Source organism: Burkholderia sp. AU19243, assembly GCF_018148075.1.
Lineage (GTDB): Bacteria > Pseudomonadota > Gammaproteobacteria > Burkholderiales > Burkholderiaceae > Burkholderia > Burkholderia latens_A.
Genome location: NZ_JAGSTV010000002.1, coordinates 515,557 through 535,683, shown reverse-complemented (window position 1 = coordinate 535,683; position 20,127 = coordinate 515,557). Strand labels below are relative to the sequence as shown.

Annotated in this window: 20 protein-coding genes; 12 read left to right on the top strand and 8 right to left on the bottom strand. The window is 66.2% G+C overall.

The genetic code is table 11. The annotated features are described in order from the left end of the window. Window positions 1–38: 38 nt before the first annotated feature. Window positions 39–1,940: a penicillin-binding protein 2 gene (locus KDW55_RS05815; protein ID WP_209825564.1), complete on the bottom strand. Its 1,902-nt coding sequence runs from the start codon at window positions 1,938–1,940 to the stop codon at window positions 39–41. Window positions 1,941–2,329: 389 nt separating this feature from the next. After that, a complete protein-coding gene (locus KDW55_RS05810; protein ID WP_040139674.1) occupies window positions 2,330–2,677 on the bottom strand; it encodes a DUF3564 family protein in 348 nt (115 codons plus the stop codon). A gap of 668 nt (window positions 2,678–3,345) precedes the next feature. Between KDW55_RS05810 and KDW55_RS05805 the strand changes: the two genes are divergently transcribed. After that, the gene (locus KDW55_RS05805; protein WP_040139676.1) at window positions 3,346–4,545 is read left to right on the top strand and encodes an SDR family oxidoreductase; all 1,200 of its coding nucleotides are present in this window, start codon (window positions 3,346–3,348) and stop codon (window positions 4,543–4,545) included. 88 nt (window positions 4,546–4,633) lie between these two features. On the opposite strand, the gene hpaR is transcribed toward KDW55_RS05805, so the two are convergent. Further along, a complete protein-coding gene (gene hpaR / locus KDW55_RS05800) occupies window positions 4,634–5,074 on the bottom strand; it encodes a homoprotocatechuate degradation operon regulator HpaR (protein ID WP_040139677.1) in 441 nt (146 codons plus the stop codon). 152 nt (window positions 5,075–5,226) lie between these two features. On the opposite strand from hpaR, the gene KDW55_RS05795 reads away from it, so the two are divergent. The 8 genes from KDW55_RS05795 to KDW55_RS05760 all read left to right on the top strand — a co-directional run bounded on the left by KDW55_RS05795 (window position 5,227) and on the right by KDW55_RS05760 (window position 12,045). Next, window positions 5,227–5,916: a fumarylacetoacetate hydrolase family protein gene (locus KDW55_RS05795; protein ID WP_212160007.1), complete on the top strand. Its 690-nt coding sequence runs from the start codon at window positions 5,227–5,229 to the stop codon at window positions 5,914–5,916. After that, the gene (locus KDW55_RS05790) at window positions 5,913–6,677 is read left to right on the top strand and encodes a fumarylacetoacetate hydrolase family protein (RefSeq protein WP_069242897.1); all 765 of its coding nucleotides are present in this window, start codon (window positions 5,913–5,915) and stop codon (window positions 6,675–6,677) included. The genes KDW55_RS05795 and KDW55_RS05790 overlap by 4 nt, the downstream gene beginning before the upstream one ends. 22 nt (window positions 6,678–6,699) lie before the next feature. Then, window positions 6,700–8,163: a 5-carboxymethyl-2-hydroxymuconate semialdehyde dehydrogenase gene (gene hpaE, locus KDW55_RS05785; protein WP_040139680.1), complete on the top strand. Its 1,464-nt coding sequence runs from the start codon at window positions 6,700–6,702 to the stop codon at window positions 8,161–8,163. A gap of 77 nt (window positions 8,164–8,240) precedes the next feature. Then, window positions 8,241–9,089, top strand: coding sequence for a 3,4-dihydroxyphenylacetate 2,3-dioxygenase (gene hpaD / locus KDW55_RS05780; protein WP_059546758.1), 849 nt, complete (start codon window positions 8,241–8,243; stop codon window positions 9,087–9,089). A 29-nt stretch (window positions 9,090–9,118) separates the two neighbouring features. Next, a complete protein-coding gene (locus KDW55_RS05775; protein ID WP_040139682.1) occupies window positions 9,119–9,511 on the top strand; it encodes a 5-carboxymethyl-2-hydroxymuconate Delta-isomerase in 393 nt (130 codons plus the stop codon). Window positions 9,512–9,530: 19 nt separating this feature from the next. Next, complete coding sequence (gene hpaH, locus KDW55_RS05770; RefSeq protein WP_212148252.1) at window positions 9,531–10,334, top strand: 2-oxo-hept-4-ene-1,7-dioate hydratase; 804 nt, start codon at window positions 9,531–9,533, stop codon at window positions 10,332–10,334. Window positions 10,335–10,346: 12 nt separating this feature from the next. Beyond that, entirely contained in the window at window positions 10,347–11,153 is an 807-nt protein-coding gene (hpaI, locus tag KDW55_RS05765; RefSeq protein ID WP_212160008.1) for a 4-hydroxy-2-oxoheptanedioate aldolase, read from the top strand. Between the two features lie 535 nt (window positions 11,154–11,688). Beyond that, entirely contained in the window at window positions 11,689–12,045 is a 357-nt protein-coding gene (locus KDW55_RS05760) for a hypothetical protein (protein ID WP_059546761.1), read from the top strand. A 127-nt stretch (window positions 12,046–12,172) separates the two neighbouring features. Here the strand turns inward: KDW55_RS05760 and KDW55_RS05755 are convergent, their stop codons facing one another. Further along, window positions 12,173–12,964, bottom strand: coding sequence for a helix-turn-helix transcriptional regulator (locus KDW55_RS05755; protein WP_069242900.1), 792 nt, complete (start codon window positions 12,962–12,964; stop codon window positions 12,173–12,175). Between the two features lie 95 nt (window positions 12,965–13,059). On the opposite strand from KDW55_RS05755, the gene KDW55_RS05750 reads away from it, so the two are divergent. Genes KDW55_RS05750 through KDW55_RS05740 form a run of 3 tightly spaced genes read left to right on the top strand, consistent with a single transcriptional unit; the run spans window position 13,060 to window position 14,554 of the window. Then, window positions 13,060–13,311 carry a hypothetical protein gene (locus KDW55_RS05750; protein WP_040139687.1) on the top strand — a complete coding sequence of 84 codons (252 nt, stop codon included), beginning with the start codon at window positions 13,060–13,062 and terminating at the stop codon, window positions 13,309–13,311. A 53-nt stretch (window positions 13,312–13,364) separates the two neighbouring features. Then, window positions 13,365–14,327 carry a zinc-binding alcohol dehydrogenase family protein gene (locus tag KDW55_RS05745; RefSeq protein ID WP_212160009.1) on the top strand — a complete coding sequence of 321 codons (963 nt, stop codon included), beginning with the start codon at window positions 13,365–13,367 and terminating at the stop codon, window positions 14,325–14,327. Between the two features lie 59 nt (window positions 14,328–14,386). Continuing rightward, window positions 14,387–14,554 (top strand): hypothetical protein, encoded by a 168-nt coding sequence (locus KDW55_RS05740; protein ID WP_212197889.1) that lies wholly within the window; start codon window positions 14,387–14,389, stop codon window positions 14,552–14,554. A gap of 224 nt (window positions 14,555–14,778) precedes the next feature. Here the strand turns inward: KDW55_RS05740 and KDW55_RS05735 are convergent, their stop codons facing one another. The 4 genes from KDW55_RS05735 to KDW55_RS05720 form a co-directional block, all read right to left on the bottom strand. Then, window positions 14,779–15,870, bottom strand: coding sequence for a porin (locus KDW55_RS05735; RefSeq protein WP_059546767.1), 1,092 nt, complete (start codon window positions 15,868–15,870; stop codon window positions 14,779–14,781). A 154-nt stretch (window positions 15,871–16,024) separates the two neighbouring features. Then, complete coding sequence (locus KDW55_RS05730) at window positions 16,025–17,092, bottom strand: ABC transporter ATP-binding protein (protein ID WP_040139690.1); 1,068 nt, start codon at window positions 17,090–17,092, stop codon at window positions 16,025–16,027. Beyond that, window positions 17,085–18,857, bottom strand: coding sequence for an iron ABC transporter permease (locus KDW55_RS05725; protein WP_059546770.1), 1,773 nt, complete (start codon window positions 18,855–18,857; stop codon window positions 17,085–17,087). The genes KDW55_RS05730 and KDW55_RS05725 overlap by 8 nt, the downstream gene beginning before the upstream one ends. 130 nt (window positions 18,858–18,987) lie before the next feature. After that, window positions 18,988–20,091 (bottom strand): ABC transporter substrate-binding protein, encoded by a 1,104-nt coding sequence (locus tag KDW55_RS05720; RefSeq protein WP_059546772.1) that lies wholly within the window; start codon window positions 20,089–20,091, stop codon window positions 18,988–18,990. Window positions 20,092–20,127: the final 36 nt, after the last annotated feature.

Below are 20,127 nucleotides of genomic sequence, written 5' to 3'. Positions count from 1 at the left end.
CGGCCGTGTTCGCTGGCGGCGGCGCCCGGCGTCACGCGTCAGCCTGCCTCCGCTTTCGTCTGCATGGTCGCGCCGGGTTGCGCGGCCGTCTTCACGGTCGCCGCTGCGCTCGCTGTGTTCTGAGCGCGCGCCGTGTTCGCCGGTGTCGCGGCCTTCGGCGTTGCGACCGTCTTCTGCGGCGCCGCCTTGCCCGGCACATTCGGCGTCGGCTCGACCGGTGCATCGGGCGGCACGCCGAGCAGTTGCAGCGAGCCGCTCGTAATCGACGAGAACACCGGGCCGGCCACCGTACCACCGTAGTAGCCCTTGCCGCGCGGCTCGTCGATCATGACCGCGACGATCAGGCGCGGGTTGCTCATCGGCGCCATTCCGGCAAACAGCGCGCGGTACTTCCCCTTCGCATAGCTCGCGCCGACCTGCTTGCGCGCGGTGCCGGTCTTGCCGCCGATCCGGTAGCCGTCCACGCGCGCACGGCGCCCCGTGCCGCCTTCGCCAACCGCCGCCTCGAGCATCGCGCGGATTGCGGCGGCCGTCTGCGGCGACGTCACGCGGTGGCCGCGATGCGCATCGGTGGTCTGCGGATCGGTGCCGTTCTTCAGCAGCGACACCGGATGCAGCGTGCCGTCTCCCGCATACGCGGTGTAGGTCTGCGCGATCTGCAGCAGCGACATCGACAGCCCATAGCCATACGCCATCGTCGCCTGCTCGATCGGCCGCCAGCGCTTGTAGCCGCGCAAGCGGCCCGAGGCGACGCCCGGGAACGTCAGCTCCGGCGCGCGACCGATCCCGTATTCCTGATACTTGTTCCAGATCGTTTCGGCGGGCAGATTCAGCGCGAGCTTGGCGAGCGCGACGTTGCTCGACTTCTGCAGCGCCTGCGACACCGTCAGCGAGCCGTGATTCGACGTATCGTGGATCACGGCCGGGCCGATCTTGTACGTGCCCGGCGACGTATTGATGATCGTGTTCGGCGTGACCTTGCGCTCGTCGATCGACAGCGCGACGACGAGCGGCTTGATCGTCGAGCCCGGCTCGAACGTATCGATTACCGCGCGATTGCGCAGTTGCTGGCCCGTAAGGCGTGCGCGGTCGTTCGGATCGAAGGTCGGATAGTTCGCGAGCGCGAGGATCTCGCCGTTCTGCGCGTCGAGCACGACGACGCTGCCGGCCACGGCGTTGTTCTCGAGCACTGCGGCCTTCAGCTGACTGAACGCGAGCTGCTGGATGCGCCGGTCGATCGTCAGCTCGATCGTCGCGCCGTGCTGCGCGGGGACGAGCGGCCGCGTGTCCGACACGATGCGCCCGAGCCGGTCGCGGATCACCTCGCGCTGTCCGGACGTGCCGGACAGCCGCGCGTTGGCCGCGAGCTCGACACCCTCCTGGCCCTTGTCCTCGACGTTCGTGAAACCGACCACGTGCGCGGCCGATTCACCTTCCGGATAGAAGCGCTTCGAATCGGCGATCTGCGTGATGCCGTCGATTCCGAGCTTGTCGAGCCGGCTCGCGGTGTCCGCGTCGATCTGCCGCTTGAGCAGCACGAACGTCCGATCGTTGCGCAGCCGGCGCTTCACTTCCGCGAGCGGCATGTCGAGCAGCTTCGCGATTTGCGGATAGTCGACTTCGGCAACCTGTTTCGGGTTCGCCCAGATCTCGTAGGTCGACAGGCTGACGGCGAGCATCGCGCCGTTGCGGTCGACGATGCGCCCGCGCATCGCATCCAGCTCGATCGTGCGCTGATAGCGCTTCTGGCCTTGCCCGACGTAGAAATCCTGGTTCGCGACCTGCACCCAGAACGCGCGGCCGATCAGCGCGGCGAAACCGACGGACACCATGATCACGACCAGTTTCGAGCGCCACATCGGCAGGCGCGACGCGAGCATTGGATGCTTGGTCGCTGCGGCGTAGGGATCGGCGGGGTGGGTCTTCTTTTTCGCGCTCATGCAAGGGCCGGGTGGGGCCGCCGGACGGCGGCAGGTCAGTCGGAATAATGGGATTGTAATAAATGAGTAAACGTCGTGTGGGGAAACTGTAGTCGGTCGTGCGTGAAGCCGGTGTGTTTTTGTTCGGCACGCCCGGGCACGATGGCAGCGAGCGGGAAACGGGGGAGCGGGTATCACCGGGGCAGCCGGGCATCACGCACTGACGGCGGCGTCGTAATCGTTTTCGGGTGTAATCGTTTTCCGCAGTCCGGCGAACCCGGCCCCGATTAATACCGGCCTCGGAAAATAAAAAGCGCCTCACGAGAGGCGCCGTTATTGCTGAATATCGAAATGAATTGCGTAGAAACGGGATAAACCCGGAAACCGCTGACGAATATCGTCAAAAATACCTATCGGGCGACGGAAATAAATTCCTGGTATTCGGGCTGCGCGGTGGAACGATCTACCGCCTGAAGTCGCCACGCGCCGTCGGGATGCTCGCCGGTCAGCACCGCCGGACCCTGTTCGCGCTGCGTCGCGCTGAACGACAGCCCCTTCAGCTGGCACAGCGCGTTGCCGCCGTCGGCCGCGCACAGCGCCATCGCGCCTTCGACGTCGCGGACCTTGCCCCAGGCGGGAAGATCGATACCCTGATGGGCCTCGCGCGACCACAGCCCCTCGTCGGTATCGACCCATAGCACCGCGAACGAATGCCGGGTTGCCGATTCGCTGCCATTAATCCGAATGGTGAGGCGCATTGGATCGTCTCCTGAAAATGGGAAATCACACATCGACCGTTTAAGTTTGAACAGTCTAGATAGACTGCAGTGAAACGCAAGTGATAATCCGCAATAAACGTGCATCCCGCCTATTTGAATTTCTGGTGAAAGGATGTCTGACGATCCGCCGCGATTTCCGCGTCACGCGCCAACGCAGGCCGCGCTGCGATTCGCGCACCGGAACCCGCCTACAGCGCCCACGGTGATGCGATGACTTGCGCCGGCCGCGTCGAAGTGTCGCGCGTCGGCGGAGCGTCGGCATCGGCATCGGCGCTGCCGTCGGCGCAACGCGCGGCGCGGGCCCAATGCGTTCGCGGTGCTGCTGCAAGAAGGGGCGCGCCTCCACCGGTGCGGCGGGCGACACACTCCGACATTCCGCATACAAATCCACACACTTTCACGAAACTTTCGGGACAGACTTGCGGGCGATCAGGCCCCACACTGCGAGTTTCCCGATCCTGTGCCCCGGACGCCCGTTCGGGGCGGGCCGCCGCCTCGTGCCGGAGACGCGATCGACGCGATCGTGGGCCGCCGCGCTCGGGAATCCGCCGGGGTGAACGTACGCCTCGGCCCACGCCGACGGCAGCACGCTGCTCCGCGATCCGGGGCGGTCGCGCCGTGCGGCCGATTCTTCGAAGGAGACTATCGTGCTGATCTGGAAAACCGCGTTGTCGCTGAACTGGCGCACGAGCCTCGTATCGCCGGCCAGCGCGCCGGTCGCGGCGGCCAACGTCGGCCGGCTGGTGCTCACCGGCGCGACCGGCTTCATCGGCAGCACCGTACTTACGGCGCTCGTGAACGCGGGGCTGCTCGAGCGGATCGTGTGCGTCGTGCGTGCCGAGAATCGCGGCCACGCGGTTGCGCGAGTGCGCGAAGCGGCGTTGCGCGCAGGCCTTGCGCCGTACTGGGCGGCGCGTCTGAGTGATGCGAACGTGATCGTCGGCTCGCTCGGCGACGTATGGGAGAGCGCCGACGCGACGCGCCTGGCCGGCGCGACGCACGTGATTCACTGCGCGGGCCATGCGTCACCCGCCGACGGCGCGCATCTGCGCGCGGACCTCGCCGATTCGGTGAGCTTCGCCGCGCGTTTCGCGCCCGCGCCGCGGCTGCAGCGTTTCGTCTACGTCGGCACCGCGTATGCGCATGCGGGGCGCGGCGGAATCGTGCGCGAGGACGCACAGGACGATGCGACGGCGCGCGATGACTGCCTGCCCGGCGCAGTACTCGCGGCGGACTACCTGCATGCGAAGGCGGAAACGGAGCAGCGCCTGCGGGCGCTCGGGTTGCCGCTGGTCGTCGTGCGACCGTCGCACGTGGTCGGGCACACGGTGCTCGGTACGCGCCCGGCGCCGAATTCGTTCTGGATGTTCCGCGTCGCGCATGCGGCACGACGTTTCACCGCGCGGCCGATGACGCGCATCGACATCGTGTCGGTCGACGACGTCGCACGCGCGACAATGCTGCTCGCGGTGAAGCCGACGTTGATGCACGACGTGTACCACGTGTCGGCCGGCGACGAGGCGCCGCAGGTCGCGCAGATCGTTCGGGCGATGGACGAGGCGGCGGGGATGACGGGCGCGCCGCGCTACGCCGCGTGCGCGCCGGCCGAGCTGCCGCTCGTGGTGCGCGACGTGCTCGGGCGGACCGATCCGGCGCTCGAGCGCGTGATCGGCCGGGCGCTGCGGCGCTGCGCTGAATTCGCGACGGTCGATCGCGTGTTCGACAACCGCCGCGTGCGCGACGAGATCGATTTCGAGCCGCTGCCGTTCCTTGACTACGTCGAGGAGTGCATGCGCACGTCGCGCGGCGTTGCGGTCACCGAGCTGATGCGGGGCGCGGTGCACTGACGGGTACGCCATCCGCGCTGATGCCGGGTCCGACCCGCCGCGATTCGCTGTCGCGCGAGCGTTCGCGGCGGTCCGCCGGCCGCAGCCTCTACGACGTGCTGCCGAGCTCGATCAGCCGGTCGAGCGCACGGTAAATCTCGTCCAGACCGTCCTCGCCGAAACGTGCTTCGAGCTGGCGATACTGCTCGTCGATGCGCGGACCGATTTCGGTCACCAGCTTCCTGCTTTGTGGCGTCAGGCTCACCAGCAGCCGGCGCTGGTCCTCCTGCGCGCGCGTGCGCGTAATCAGCCCGTCGCGTTCCATCCGTTCCAGCACGCCCGTGAGGCTCGGGCTCAGAATGCAGCAGCGGCGCGCGATCTGTCCGGCTTCGAGCGCGTGCGTCGGCTCGCCGTCCAGCACGCGGATGATCCGCCATTGCTGTTCGGTCAGTGCGAATTCCTTGAGAATGGGGCGGAACAGGCCCATCAGCGTCTCGCGGGCCTCGAGCAGCAGCATGGCCAGATTGCGATGGTCGAGCGTACGGTTCATCGGGGTGGGGAATGGACGGGGACGCATCAATCTTAACAGCCGGCGGTAACGAAATTCGCATGTCAGGGTAATCGAGGTTGCCGCCGATCGATTGTTTACTTAAGATATTAAATATTGACGATGTGCCGCGGTGCGCGGCAGGGGAATGACGCATGGAGCTGTCTTGCACGACCGCCGCGGCGCCGCCGCTGCCGGTCGCCATCAGTACCGTCTACGGTGCGCTGCTCAACGAGCGCGCCGCGCTCGACGCGCTCGGCGATGCGGTGCATGCGCCGCCATATGGGCGTGCGCCGCAGGCGCCGGTGCTCTACATCAAGCCGGCCAACACGCATGCGGCCGACGGTGCGGCTGTCGTCGTGCCGGCGGGTGTCGATGCGCTGGAGATCGGCGCGTCGGTGGCGGTGGTGTTCGCGCGGCGGGCGACGCGCGTGCCGGCCGCGCGCGCGCTCGACTATTTGCATGGCTTCACGCTTGCGAGCGATGTGTCGGTCCCGCATCCCGATTACTACCGTCCGGCCGTGCGCTTCAAGTGCCGCGACGGCTTCTGCCCGCTGGGCCCCGTCATTGTGCCGGCCACCGCGCTCGCCGATGTCGACGCGCTCACGCTGACCGTGAGCGTCGACGGCGAGCCTGTCGCGTCCGCATCGACGGCCACGCTGATCCGCCCGGTGCGCGAGCTGATCGCCGACGTGACGGCCTTCATGTCGTTCGACGCCGGCGACGTGCTGCTGCTCGGCGTCGCGGGCGGCGCGCCGCTTGCGCGCGCGGGCAGCACGATCGAGATCGCCGCGCCCGGCATCGGCACGTTGCGGCACACGCTGATTGCGGAGGAAGCACGATGAAGACGGCGCGCGTGATCTACAACGGCGCACTGCATGCGGCCGAACCGGCCGGCGACGGTGCGATCCGGCTCGACACGGGGCGCGTAATGGCGGAGGGCGCCGTGACGTGGCTGCCGCCCGTCGCGCCGCGCACGACGTTCGCGCTCGGCCTCAACTACGCGGACCACGCGAAGGAACTCGCGTTCAACGCGCCGAGCGAACCGCTGATCTTTCTGAAGGGACCCAACACGTTCATCGGCCACCGGTCGCACACGGTGCGGCCGGCGGACGCGACGCACATGCACTACGAATGCGAACTCGCGGTGGTGATCGGCCGCCCGGCGCGCAACGTGAGCCGTGCTCGGGCGATCGACTACGTGGGCGGCTACACGGTTGCGAACGACTACGCGATTCGCGACTACCTTGAAAACTACTACCGCCCGAACCTGCGCGTGAAGAACCGCGATACCTGCACGCCGCTCGGGCCGTGGTTCGTCAGCCGCGACGAGATTGGCGATGCGGGCGACCTGATGCTGCGCACGACGGTGAACGGCACGCAGACGCAGCGCGGCAGCACGCGCGACATGATCTTCGACGTCCCCGCGCTGATCGAGCACATCAGCAGTTTCATGACGCTCTCGCCGGGCGACGTGATCCTGACTGGCACGCCCGAAGGGCTGGCCGACACGAAGCCGGGCGACGAGGTCGTGACCGAAATCGAAGGAATCGGCCGGCTCGTGAACACGATCGTCGGCGAAGCAGACTACTATCGCGCCGGCTGAACCGGCCGCCCAAGGAGAGCACATGACCATCAAGCACTGGATCGACGGCCGCGAAGTCGGGAGCCGCGAGACTTTCACGACGCTGAATCCGGCGACGGGCGACGTGATTACCGACGTCGCGTCGGGTGGCGAGGCCGAAGTCGACGCGGCCGTGCGTGCGGCCAGGGAAGCGTTTCCGAAGTGGGCGAGCACGCCGGCGAAGGAGCGCGCGAAGCTGATGCGCAAGCTCGGCGAGCTCATCGAGAAGAACGTGCCGATGCTCGCGGCGCTCGAAACGCAAGACACCGGCCTGCCGATCGCGCAGACGAGCAAGCAGCTGATTCCGCGCGCATCCGAGAACTTCAACTTCTTCGCGGAGGTGTGCGTGCAGATGAACGGCCGCACGTACCCGGTCGACGACCAGATGCTCAACTACACGTTGTACCAGCCGGTCGGCGTATGCGCGCTGGTGTCGCCGTGGAACGTGCCGTTCATGACGGCGACGTGGAAGACGGCGCCGTGTCTCGCGCTCGGCAATACGGCCGTGCTGAAGATGTCGGAGCTGTCGCCGCTGACGGCCGACCAGCTTGGCCGGCTCGCGCTCGAAGCCGGTATTCCGCCGGGCGTGCTGAACGTCGTGCACGGGTATGGCGCGACGGCCGGCGACGCACTCGTGCGCCATCCCGACGTGCGTGCGGTGTCGTTTACGGGCGGCACGGTCACCGGCAAGCGGATCATGGAACGCGCGGGCCTGAAGAAATACTCGATGGAGCTCGGCGGCAAGTCGCCGGTATTGATCTTCGACGACGCCGATTTCGACCGCGCGCTCGATGCGTCGCTGTTCACGATCTTTTCGATCAACGGCGAGCGGTGTACCGCGGGCTCGCGGATCTTCGTGCAGCGCACGATCTACGATCGTTTCGTGCAGGAATTCGCGCGCCGCGCGAACAACCTGGTGGTCGGCGATCCGTCCGATCCGGCGACGCAGCTCGGCGCGATGATCACGCGGCAGCACTGGGAAAAGGTGACGGGCTACATCCGGATCGGCGAGCACGAAGGCGCGCGCGTGGTCGCGGGCGGCGCGGACAAGCCGGCGGGGCTCGCCGATCATCTGCGCGACGGCAACTTCGTGCGGCCGACCGTGTTCGCCGACGTCGACAACCGGATGCGCATCGCGCAGGAAGAGATTTTCGGCCCGGTCGCGTGTCTGATTCCGTTCGACAACGAGGAAGAAGGGCTGCGGCTCGCGAACGACACGTCGTACGGGCTCGCGTCGTACCTCTGGACGCAGGACGTCGGCAAGGTGCATCGTCTTGCGCGCGGCATCGAGGCGGGGATGGTGTTCGTGAACAGTCAAAACGTGCGCGATCTGCGCCAGCCGTTCGGCGGAGTGAAGGAGTCGGGCACCGGGCGCGAGGGCGGCGAATACAGCTTCGAGGTGTTCGCGGAAATCAAGAACGTGTGCATTTCGATGGGCTCGCATCACATTCCGCGCTGGGGCGTTTAACGGGCGCGGGCCGTTGCGCTGCACGCGCACGGCAACGACGCCGCAACGACGCCGCCACAACGATACGGAGACACACGATGGGCAAACTGTCCCTCGCCGCGAAGATCACGCACGTGCCGTCGATGTACCTGTCGGAGCTGCCCGGCAGGCATCACGGTTGCCGCGAAGCGGCGATCCGCGGCCACCGGCTGATCGGCGAGCGCTGCCGCGCGCTCGGCGTCGACACGATCGTCGTGTCGGACGTGCACTGGCTGGTCAACGCCGGCTATCACGTGAACTGCAACGCGCGGTTTTCGGGCAAGTACACGAGCAACGAGCTGCCGCATTTCATCCGCGACATGGAGTACGCGTATCCGGGCAATCCGGCACTCGGCCGCCTGATCGCCGAGACGGCGACCGAGCGCGGCATCGCGACGCGCGCGCACGAGATCGACAGCCTCGAACTCGAATACGGCACGCTCGTGCCGATGCGTTACATGAACGCCGATCAGCACTTCAAGGTCGTGTCGATTGCCGGCTGGTGCATGTGGCATCAGCTCGACGAGAGCCGACGCTTCGGCGAGGCGTTGCTCGACGCGATCGAAAAGAGCGAGTCGAACGTCGCGTTCCTCGCGAGCGGTTCGCTGTCGCACCGCTTCAACGACAACGGCAGCCCCGAAGAATCGATCCACGCGATCAGCCGCGAATTCTACCGGCAGGTCGATCTGCGCGTGGTGGAGCTGTGGAAGCAGGGCGATTTCAAGACGTTTTGCGCGATGCTGCCCGAGTACAACACGCATTGTCATGGCGAAGGCGGCATGCACGACACCGCGATGCTGCTGGGCCTGCTGGGCTGGGATCGCTACGACAAGCCGGTCGAGATCGTCACCGATTATTTCGCGAGCTCGGGCACCGGGCAGATCAACGCGATCTTCCCGCTCGCGTGAGCGTCGCATCACCTATCCGGAGCATTGTCATGCCACACATCGTCGTCGAATACACCGCGAACATCCGCGACGACGCGCGCATTCCCGTGCTGCTGCGCACGATCAACGCAACGCTGATCGCGCAGGGCGGCGTGTTTCCGACGGGCGGCATCCGTTCGCGCGCGATCGAGCTGCAGGATTACTGCGTCGCCGACGGCTCGGAGGACGACGCATTCGTCCACGTGACGCTGAAAATCGGCGCGGGCCGCAGCGACGAAACGAAGAAAGCCGCGTGCGACGCGCTGTTCGATGCGATCACTGCGCATTTCTCGGCGTTGTATGCGAGGCGCTATCTCGCGCTGTCGATGGAGCTGACCGAGTTCAGCGAAAGCGGCTCTTACAAGCGCAACAACATTCACGCCCGTTACAAGCGTGCCGGCTGAACCCGTCCCCGACCCGATCATGCTCGAATCCGCCCTCATCGACCAGCTCGCACGACGCCTGCACGACGCCGAGCGTGCACGCAAGCAGATCCGCCAGATCTCGCTCGACCATCCCGACATCACGATCGACGACGCCTATGCGATCCAGCGCGCGTGGGTCGCGCTGAAGCTCGCCGAAGGCCGCACGCTGAAGGGGCACAAGATCGGCCTCACGTCGAAGGCGATGCAGAATACGTCGCAGATCGACGAGCCCGATTTCGGCGCGCTGCTCGACGACATGTTCTTCGACGATGGCGGCACGATACCCACCGCACGCTTCATCGTGCCGCGCGTCGAGGTCGAACTCGCGTTCGTGCTCGGCAGGCGGCTCAGCGGCCCGAACTGCACGATCTTCGACGTGTACGACGCGGTCGACTACGTGGTGCCGGCGCTCGAGATCATCGATGCGCGCAGCCAGTCGATCGACCCGGACACGAACCGGCCGCGCAAGGTGTTCGACACGATCGCCGACAATGCAGCGAACGCGGGCGTCGTGATCGGCGGGCGCCCGGTGCGGCCGCAGGACGTCGACTTGCGCTGGGTCGCGGCGATCATGTCGCGCAACGGCGTGGTCGAGGAGACGGGCGTCGCTGCGGGCGTGCTCAATCATCCGGCCAACGGGGTCGCGTGGCTCGCCAACCGGCTGTCGCGCTTCGACGTCGCACTGGAGCCGGGGCAGATCGTGCTCGGCGGGTCGTTTACGCGGCCGTGCGCGGCGCGGCCGGGCGACACGTTCAGTGTCGACTACGGCCCGCTCGGCACGATTCAGTGTTATTTCGAGTGAGGCAAGCGGACGATGCAGATTCCGTCGAATGGCTTCAAGGCTGCGCTCGCGCGCGGCGATGTGCAGGTCGGGCTGTGGCTGGGGCTGGCGAATCCGTACAGTGCCGAAGTCGTCGCCGGCGCCGGCTTCGACTGGCTGCTGATCGACGGCGAACATGCGCCGAACACGGTGCCGACGATTCTCGCGCAGTTGCAGGCGATCGCGCCGTATCCGTCGCATCCGGTCGTGCGCGTGCCCTGGAACGATCCGGTGATCGTCAAGCAGGTGCTCGATCTCGGCGCGCAGACGCTGCTCGTGCCGATGGTGCAAAGCGCCGACGAAGCGCGCGCGGCGGTGGCCGCGACCCGTTATCCGCCGCACGGGATTCGCGGCGTCGGCAGCGCGCTCGCGCGTGCGTCGCGATGGAATCGGGTCGACGATTACCTGCATCGCGCGAACGACGAAATGGCCGTGCTCGTGCAGGTCGAGACGCGCGCGGGCCTCGACGCGATCGACGCGATTGCCGACGTGGAAGGCGTCGACGGCGTGTTCATCGGGCCGGCCGATCTGGCCGCCGATCTCGGACATCTCGGCAACCCCGCGCATCCGGACGTGCAGCACGCGATCGACAGTGCGATCCGCGCGATCGACGCGGCCGGTAAGGCGCCCGGCATCCTCAGCGCGGACGAGGCGGCCGCGCGGCGTTATCTGGACGCGGGTGCGGTATTCGTCGCGGTTGGCGTCGATACGACGTTGCTGGCGAGGAGCGCCGAGCGGTTAGCCGCACAGTTCAAAGGCCGGGCCGCAGGCGCGGCGAGGAAGGGCGACGGCGCGTATTGAACGAAGCGAGCGTGCGGTGGCCAGCGACGGATGGACTGACGTTTTCCGCACGCACCCGATCGCGCCGCGTCGCCCGAATGGGTTTCGTCCTGCCGGACAAGCCGGCATCGCTGCATGCGTGTTCGGCCCCGACGTATTACGAGCCACAGCGCGATCGGACGAGTGCCAATGCTATGGCGACACTTGCGCCGCAACCAGTCTCAATAAAAATATTCATATTGCGTTAAGTCGCCGTATTAAAAATACCCGCTAATTTCGGACGAAGTATGCGTTTTTGATATTTAAATTCGATCTCGTCCTATAGATAAAAACTAGATTTTATAATTAATTACGGGTTATGCGCTTTCGTGTTGCATCGGCTGAAATTGTATGTGATTATCAATTTCATCCTGATGTAGGCGTGCATGCGCTTGTCGGTATAAATTTGGTGGATTTTGCGGCTTCATGCTGTCGATTAATCTATTAACTCAAGGTCGCATCAGGATGTCCGTCGAACTCGTTTTTTATTGGCTGGTTTAATTTTTGGGTGGCGTATATGGCGAGGTTCATCGTATCGGTTGTTGTGGTCGGTGCTGTATTGACCGGTTGCGGTTTTGATTCCCTGAGCGTGTTGCGAGATCAAAAAATCGCTGACCTGATGAGTGTGGGAATGACCAAGCAGCAGGTTATTGCCGAATGGGGCGAGCCGATCGATACGATCGACACCATGAACGGCCGCGGTGTCTGCTTCGACTACAAGCGGCGTCTGTCCAACGGGAACACCATCCCGGTTTATGTCGGGTTTCGCAATTCAGATAATCGAGTTGTCGCGAATGGCGTCTCGATTACGTGCCGACAAGCGCTGGATGCCGGCCATCTGAACACGTTGGAGCTACCTAAGCAGCGTTATTGAGCTCGTCGCGTCGTTGTTTCACGGCAGCTAAGCGGGCGGTTCCAAGGACGGTGGCCGCGATCGCACGAACCAGCGCAACGACGCTTATTGCGCGTGCCGTCTTGCGACCGGCGTTGCCTGCGCCGCACTACGCGTCGGCGGACGGCGCCGCATCGCGATACCGCCCCGGCGTCGTGCCGAGCGCGCGCCGGAACATGTCGATGAACGCGCTGACGTTGTCGTAGCCAAGGTCGAGCGCGATCGCCGTTACCGGCACGCCATCGGCGATTTTTTCGAGCGCGCGCATCAGCCGCGCCTGCTGACGCCACTGCGCGAACGTCAACCCGGTTTCGGCGACGAAGCGGCGGCTCAGCGTGCGCGCGCTGATGCCGGCCCATTCGGCCCATTCCTCCAGCCGCCGATTGTCGGCGAGGTTCGTTGCGAGCGCATCGGTAATGCGCACGAGCCGCGCGTCGCGCGGCCGCGCAAGCGTCAGCGATCGCACTTCGGACGACGCGATCTCGTCGAGAATCACGTCGGCGATTCTGGTCTGCGCCGCGTCGAGCGCCGAGGCGTCCCAGCTTGCCGCGCGCAGCACGGCTTCGCGCAGCAACGGCGACGCGCGGATCGCGCGCGGCGTGTCGGGCAACGTCGCACAGCGCGCTTCGGCGACGAACGCCGACCATCCGGAAATCGGCCCGAACGAGCGCAGCGAATGCCGGCAATGCGGCGGAATCCAGATCGCATCAGTCGCTGGCACAACCCAGTCCTGATCGTCGAGGCCGATCGTCAGCAATCCGCTCGACGCACCGATGAGTTGACCGCGCGCATGCGCGTGCGGTGGCGTCACGCGCGGATCGCGTTGCGACAGGACGGCGGCGACAACGCACGGGCCGTCGTCGGATGTCACGAATCGGATGGGCAGGAGTGGATCGGACATGGCCGGATTGCAGTATTGAATGGCTGTTATACCGGAGATAGGCCGACATTGCACGCGTACACTGCGTCGGTCGATGACAACCGGAGTGCGATGCAATGCGAGCCGATCAGATGCTTCCCGACAATGCCGACCGAGTCGATATCGGCGGAACGACGATCCGCAAGGGCACGGTGGGCGCGTTCATCGCCAACGCACGTGTGCTCGCCGATCCCGGCGCGTCGGCGGCCGAGCGCGCGACGGCCGAAGCCGACCTGATCGACGCGTTGCCGGCGCTGCGGGCGCTCGGATTGTTCGACGTGCTCGAAGTGCGCGACGCGGCGCTGCGTGCATGGCTCGACGCGCATTGAGCGCGCTCGCCGGGTACGTTGCGAAACCAGACTTCAAACTGCAAGGAATCGACATGCAAGCAGCAGTCGTGGAGCGTGCCGGACAGCGTCCGGTTCATACGGACTTCGATGCGCCGTGTGCGTTGCCGGGCCATCGTCTGATCGACGTGACGGCATCCGCGCTGAGCCGGCTCGCGCAGGGGCGCGCGGCCGGCACGCATTATTCGTCCGTCGGCAGCTATCCGTTCGTCGTCGGCGTCGATGGCGTGGGGCGCGGCGACGATGGCAAGCGCGTGTACTTCTTCGGCGCCTCCGCACCGTTCGGCGCGATGGCGGAACGCACGATCGTGCCCGATACGCAATGCGTGCCGTTGCCCGATGACCTCGACGACGTGCTCGCGGCGGCGATCGCGATTCCGGGAATGTCGTCTTGGGCGGCATTGGTTGAACGCGCGGGCTTTGCGCCGGGAGAAACGGTGCTGGTCAACGGCGCGACGGGTACGTCCGGCCGGCTGGCCGTGCGAATCGCGAAGCATCTCGGGGCCGCGAAAGTGATCGCGACGGGCCGCAATACGGCTGCGCTGGATGCGTTGCTGAGCGCCGGCGCCGACGCGGTCGTGCCGCTGCAGCAGGACGATGCGCAGCTTGCCCGCGCGCTGGATCCGCATTTCCGGGCTGGCGTGGACGTCGTGCTCGACTACCTTTGGGGCGACAGCGCACGGGCATTGCTTGTCGCGGCGGCAAAGGCTACCCCCGAAGGGCGGCGGCTGCGCTTCGTGCAGATCGGGTCGATCGGCGGCGCGGAGGTGCTGCTGCCGGGGGCCGTGCTGCGCGCGACGGCGATCGAATTGATGGGTAGCGGCCTCGGCAGCGTGCCGCTGCCGCGCTTGCTGGCGGCGATGCGCGGCGTGTTCGACGCCGCCGCGCCTGCGGGCCTCTCGGTGGACACGCGTGCCGTGCCGCTGTCGGCGGTCGGGGAATATTGGGGCGATGCCGATAGCCGGGTGCGAACGGTGTTCGTGATGCAGACCGGGTGAACCGCGGCTGGTGTGCAACACCGGCACCGGCCAGACGGGTGTCGGGACGTGTCGCGATCGTGCGTTTCACGTGTTCGCGCAGCGGGCGGCCCCGCAATCCGGATCGCGACGACGACAATCGCGAGCATCACGTCGAGCTTCCGAATTCTGCGCTGCGGCTGCTGGTCGACATCCTCGCACAGGGCGCCGAATGCAACGCGATCAAGGCGGCGTCCATTCATGCGTAACTGACCGCGCAGGAAGCAGCGGACCGGCTCAATGTGTCCCGTCCACAGCCGATCAAGTTGCGCGACTTGCATGCGCGGCCTGCCGCATCCCAAGACCGGCAATCATCGGCCGGTGGGAGTTCCCGATGTGATGCGCTACCGGGGAAAACGCGGCCCGTGCCCTTATCGCACGGAGGCGGGGCGGGCAGCGCCGCGTGCCGCCGCCTGCACCGTCAAGACAGAACTCAGAACCGCTGCTGAATCCCTGCCGTCACGCCGACCTGCGTCGTGCCGTACCCCGCGAAATCGCGCGACACGCCCACCTTCTGGTCGTGTTTCGCGATCGCGAACGCGCCGGCCGCATACAGCACCGTGCGCTTCGACAGCGCGTAATTCGCGCGCATCGACACCAGTGTCGGATCGGCATCGCTGCCGCCCTTGATGTTCTGGTGATAGACGGCCGCGATCAGCGAGAACGCCGGCGTGAACTGGTACGACCCGCCGAGCCAGTACATGTCGCTCAACTGGTTCGACGCGCTCGTGTGATACGTGCGCCGATAGTTCCGATAGCCCGCCATCGCCTTCAGCTTGCCGAAGTCGTAGCTCAGGCCCGCGTGAATGCCCTGGATGTAGTTCACGGTATCGGCCGGCGTCACGCTGTCGGCCGCGCCGTTCTGCCGGTCGAACGTGACGACGGCGGCGAACGGGCCGGTCTCGTAACCAAGCGCGAAGTCGTACTTCGAGCTGGTCTTGACGCTGCCCGGCACGTTGCCGAAGCCGTAAAGCGCGCCGAACTTCACGCCGCTGAATTCGCCGTCGTAGCGCACCGCGTTCGACGAACGTGTAAAGAGGCCGTCCTTGCGGCCGCCCGTCGCCATCGACGACGTCGCCCACGAGTAGTTCTGCGCGTAGCCCATCGGGTCGAACGGCAGCATGTAGTCGTACGTGACGGTGTAGTTGCGGCCGAGCGTCAGCTCGCCCCATTTGCCTTTCAGTCCGACCGTCGCGCGCCGCGCAAAGATCGAGTCGGGGCCGTCGTCGAACGCGCCGTTCGCGAGATCGATCCCGCTTTCGAGGCGGAACACGGCCTTCAGTCCGCCACCGAGGTCCTCGACGCCGCGCAGGCCCCAGCGCGACGTATTCTTGTTGCCGGACTTCAGCTTGACGGAACTGCCGCCCTCGGGCGCAGCATGATTCGTGTACTCGATACCGGCATCCATGATCCCGTACATCGTGACCGACGACTGCGCGTGCGCGGCGCCGGCCGCGAGGCCGACGGCGACGGCCGATCCGGTCAGGACGGCAGTACGACGGGAACGTTCTGCGCGTGATTTCATTGACGGTGTCTCCTGGGTTGTTGTGGGTTGGTGAAGCGGATACGCGGCGCGCAGCAGCCCGCGGCGGACGCCGGTCAGCGTCCGCCGGATTCCGGTGGAAACGGGGTGCGCGCGTGAATGCATGCGCGGCGGCCCGCAAGCCGCCGCGCCCGGGTCAGCCCGCTTTCGCGAACGCCCAGCAGTCGTTGGCGGGGAATTCGATCCAGTGCTTGCCGGCGGCGCGCGGCACATGGCCGAACGCGCGCAGACGCATCTCGCCGCAATGAAACAGGTATTCCCAGCGGTCGCCGAGATACATCGACGTGACGAGGTCGGCCTGCAGACGGTTCGCGCCCGGGCCGTCGGCCACCTGCACGCGCTCGAGACGGATCACTGCCTGCGCGTCCTGGCCGGGCGCGAACGCGTCGCGCGCGAGCGCCTGCAATTCCCAGCCGTCGCCGGCGAGCGTCACGCGTTCGCCGTCGACTGCGGCCACGCGCGCGTCGATGCGGTTGTTGCTGCCCATGAACTCGGCCGTATACAGCGAGCGCGGTGCGCCGTAAAGCTCGGCCGGCGTGCCTTCCTGCTCGATGCGGCCGTTGCGCAGCAGCAGGATGCGGTCGGACATCGCCATCGCTTCGGTCTGATCGTGCGTGACGCACAGCGCGGACAGCCCGAGCGACACGATCAGCTCGCGCAGCCATGCGCGCGCTTCCTCGCGCAGTTTCGCATCGAGGTTCGACAGCGGCTCGTCGAGCAGGATCACCGGCGGGTTGTAGACGAGCGCACGCGCGATTGCGACGCGCTGCTGCTGACCGCCGGACAGCTGGTGCGGAAAGCGTTCGGCAAGATGGCCGAGGCCGAGCTGGTCGAGCGCGGTCTGCACGCGGCGCTTTTGCTCGGCAGGCGCGACGCGGCGCAGCTTGAGGCCGTAGCCGACGTTGTCGGCGACGGTGCGGTGCGGCCACAGCGCGTACGACTGGAACACGAGGCCGAGCGAGCGCTGTTCGACGGGCAGGTCGATGCGTTGCGCGCCGTCGAAGAACACGCGGTCGTCGAGCTGGATGCGTCCGTCGGACGGCTGTTCGAGGCCGGCTACCGCGCGCAGCAGCGTGGTCTTGCCGCTGCCGGACGCACCGAGCAGGCACACGACTTCGCCAGCCTTCAGTTCGAACGACACGCCCTTGAGGATCGGGTTTGCGCCATAGCTGAGGTGCAGATCGTCGACGATGAGCTTATCCATGAAGTTTCACTCCGAAGCGCAGGGCCACGCCGAGACCGGCGCCGACCATCGCGATGTTGATGACAGAGAGCGCGGCGACCTGGTCGACGGCACCGGTCGCCCACAGCGACACGAGCAGCGCGCCGATCACTTCGGTGCCGGGCGACAGCAGGTAGACGGCGGTCGAGTATTCGCGCTCGAAGATCATGAAGATCAGGAGCCAAGCGGCGAGCAGGCCGAAGCGCACGAGCGGCAGCGTCACGTCGAGCGACACGCGGCTGCGCGTGGCGCCGACGCTGCGGCCGGCTTCCTCCAGTTCGGGGCCGACCTGCAGCAGCGCGCTCTGGATGAGCCGCATCCCGTACGCGAGCCACACGACCGTGTACGCGATCCAGATGCTCCACATCGAGTTCTTCAGCTCGCGCAGGCCCGGCACGAACAGGAAGATCCACAGGAACGCGAGACCGGCGAGCAGGCCCGGCACCGCGCGCGGCAGCAGCACGAGGTAGTCGAGCAGTTTCGTCGCCCAGTCGTGGCGGCGGTGGCCGGCGAATGCGACGAGCGAGTAGAAGCCGATCGCGACCGCGCCGCCGATTACGCCGATTCCGAGCGTGTTCACGATCGCCCGCACGAGGTTGTCCTGTTCGAACAGCTCGACGAAGTTCGCGAGCGTGAGCACTTCGGCGAGCGGCACGCCTTCGCCCCAGTTCGTCACGAACGCGCGCAGCACGATGCCGGAGATCGGCACGATCACGGTCAGCACCAGCCACAGCGAGACGATCGCGAGCGCGACCCAGCGCCACACGCCGAGCGGCAGCACCGTCGCGCGGCCGGCCTTGCCCTTCACGGTGACGAAGCGGTTCGCGGTTTTCAGCAACCGGCGTTGCAGCAGCACGAGCGGGAACGTGATCGCGACGATGCACACGGCGACCGCGGCCATCAGGTGGTACGACGGCACGCCGAGCTTGTTGGTCAGCTTGTACAGGTACGTCGCGAGCACGAGATGGCCTTCCGGATCGCCGAGCACGAGCGGCAGCCCGAACACCTCGAAGCCGAGGAAGAACACGAGCACGCCGGCGAACAGCAGTGCGGGCATCGTCATCGGCAGGCTCACGTCGAGCGCGACGCGGAACGGGCGGGCGCCCGTCACGCGAGCGGCTTCCTCGACGTCCGAGCCGAGGTTGCGAAGCGCGGCCGACGAATACAGATACACGTGCGGCACGTGCGTGAGGCCGACGATCAGCGTGATCGCGAAGATCGAGTAGACGTTCCACGGCACGTTCTGCACCCCGAACAGTTCCTTGAACCATACGGAGTAGAAGCCGACCGGTCCGGCCGCGACCACGTAGCCGAACGCGAGCACCATCGGCGACACGAACACGGGCGTGAGCAGCAGCGGCTCGAGCCAGCGGCGGCCGGGCAGGTCGGTGCGCACCATCAGGAACGCGAGGACGCCGCCGAGCGGAATCGAGATGAACAGCATCCCGCCGGCGATGATGAACGAGTTCTTCACGGCGGACCAGAAGTCCGGATCGGCGAAGATGAAGCGGAAGCCTTCGATGCCGAGCGTCTTGTTCGCGTCGAAGAACGGCGCGGACAGCAGGCTCTGGAACAGGATGAAACCGAGCGGCAGCGCGACCGCGACGGTGAGCACCGCGACGACGATCCAGCGCAGCATGCCGGCAAGCGGCTGCAGGTTGCTGACCGGCAGCGCGGGAATCGCGCCGCGTTGGCCGGTGGTGGGCGGAACGGCCGGCGCCGCTCCGCGTGTGCTGGTTGAAAGCATGAGTTCGCCCCTGCGGCCATCCGGATGGCCGCCTCAAGGAAGTCGGTAAGGGGAAGGGGGGCCGCCCGCGCGGCGTGCGGCGTGCAGCGGGCGGCCGTTGGCTGTGGACGGGCCGAAGCCGGTCAGCGGATCAGCTCTTGATCGCCTGCTGCCATTGCTTCAAAAACGCGAGTCGCTTCGACTGATCGAGATAGACGAGCAGGCCGGTGCCGATCGGGATCGGCTTCAGCGAATCGCCGAGCTCCTTCGTGAGGCTCGCGGCCGACGTTTCGCCGGCCACGTCCGTGCGGATCGCGTACAGGTTCGCCTGGTTTGCGATCAGCGTCTGCCCGCGTTTGGACAGCAGGTAGTCGACCCACAGCTTCGCTGCGTTCGGGTTCTTCGCCTTCTTCGAAATCGTGGCCAGGCGGCTCACGACCTGCGTGTAGTCCTTCGGGAAGACATAGCCGATCGACTTGTCCTTCTTCGCCTTCGCGTACGCATACGAGCCGATGATGTTGTAGCCGATCAGGTTCTCGCCCGACGAGATGCGCTCCATCATCGCGCCGGTGCTCGACTGCAGCTTCGGACCGGTTGCGCCGATCGCCTTCACGAGTTCCCACGTAACCTTCTCGTTCAGGTGCGCGTCCTGCGTCAGCGCGTTGAAGCCGACGCCGGATTTCTCGACGTCGTATGTCGTCAGCTTGCCCTTGAACTTGTCGGGTTGCGACGTGAGCAGCTTGATCAGGTCGGTGCGCGTCTTCGGCACCTCGTTCTCAGGAATCAGGCGTTTGTTGTAGACGATCGCGAGCGGCTCGAACGTCGTGCCGTACGCCTGCTTCTGGTATTGCGCCCATTGCGGCACGTTCGCGCTTTCCGGCGAATCGTACGACGCCATCAGGCCGTCGTTGACGAGCTTGACCTGCAGATCCATCGCCGAGCTCCACAGCACGTCGGCGCTGGTGCTGCTCGCCGCGTTTTCGCTGATGTAGCGGTTGTACAGCTCGGTGCTGTTCATGTCGTTGTACTCGACCTTCACCCCGTACAGGCTTTCGAAGTCCTTGATCAGCGGGCGCACGAGGCCCGTGTCGGTCGTCGAGTAGACGATCAGCTTGCCTTCCTTCTTCGCGGCGTCGACGACGCCCTGGTAGTTACCCGGATATCCGGCCGGAACCTGTGCGGCGGCGCCGCCGGCTGCGGTGCCCAGGACGATCGTCAGCGCGACGGCGAGCTGCTTCGGTGCAAAAAACGGCATGTCTTCCTCCAGTTACGCGTGTGTGTTGTTCGAATG

Bases quoted from the DNA above. Each gene is read 5' to 3' on its own strand.
- KDW55_RS05815 (WP_209825564.1), bottom strand. From the start codon at position 1,940: ATGAGCGCGAAAAAGAAGACCCACCCCGCCGATCCCTACGCCGCAGCG.
- KDW55_RS05810 (WP_040139674.1), bottom strand. From the start codon at position 2,677: ATGCGCCTCACCATTCGGATTAATGGCAGCGAATCGGCAACCCGGCAT.
- hpaR (WP_040139677.1), bottom strand. From the start codon at position 5,074: ATGAACCGTACGCTCGACCATCGCAATCTGGCCATGCTGCTGCTCGAG.
- KDW55_RS05795 (WP_212160007.1), top strand. From the start codon at position 5,227: ATGGAGCTGTCTTGCACGACCGCCGCGGCGCCGCCGCTGCCGGTCGCC.
- KDW55_RS05790 (WP_069242897.1), top strand. From the start codon at position 5,913: ATGAAGACGGCGCGCGTGATCTACAACGGCGCACTGCATGCGGCCGAA.
- hpaE (WP_040139680.1), top strand. From the start codon at position 6,700: ATGACCATCAAGCACTGGATCGACGGCCGCGAAGTCGGGAGCCGCGAG.
- hpaD (WP_059546758.1), top strand. From the start codon at position 8,241: ATGGGCAAACTGTCCCTCGCCGCGAAGATCACGCACGTGCCGTCGATG.
- KDW55_RS05775 (WP_040139682.1), top strand. From the start codon at position 9,119: ATGCCACACATCGTCGTCGAATACACCGCGAACATCCGCGACGACGCG.
- hpaH (WP_212148252.1), top strand. From the start codon at position 9,531: ATGCTCGAATCCGCCCTCATCGACCAGCTCGCACGACGCCTGCACGAC.
- hpaI (WP_212160008.1), top strand. From the start codon at position 10,347: ATGCAGATTCCGTCGAATGGCTTCAAGGCTGCGCTCGCGCGCGGCGAT.
- KDW55_RS05760 (WP_059546761.1), top strand. From the start codon at position 11,689: ATGGCGAGGTTCATCGTATCGGTTGTTGTGGTCGGTGCTGTATTGACC.
- KDW55_RS05755 (WP_069242900.1), bottom strand. From the start codon at position 12,964: ATGTCCGATCCACTCCTGCCCATCCGATTCGTGACATCCGACGACGGC.
- KDW55_RS05750 (WP_040139687.1), top strand. From the start codon at position 13,060: ATGCGAGCCGATCAGATGCTTCCCGACAATGCCGACCGAGTCGATATC.
- KDW55_RS05745 (WP_212160009.1), top strand. From the start codon at position 13,365: ATGCAAGCAGCAGTCGTGGAGCGTGCCGGACAGCGTCCGGTTCATACG.
- KDW55_RS05735 (WP_059546767.1), bottom strand. From the start codon at position 15,870: ATGAAATCACGCGCAGAACGTTCCCGTCGTACTGCCGTCCTGACCGGA.
- KDW55_RS05730 (WP_040139690.1), bottom strand. From the start codon at position 17,092: ATGGATAAGCTCATCGTCGACGATCTGCACCTCAGCTATGGCGCAAAC.
- KDW55_RS05725 (WP_059546770.1), bottom strand. From the start codon at position 18,857: ATGCTTTCAACCAGCACACGCGGAGCGGCGCCGGCCGTTCCGCCCACC.
- KDW55_RS05720 (WP_059546772.1), bottom strand. From the start codon at position 20,091: ATGCCGTTTTTTGCACCGAAGCAGCTCGCCGTCGCGCTGACGATCGTC.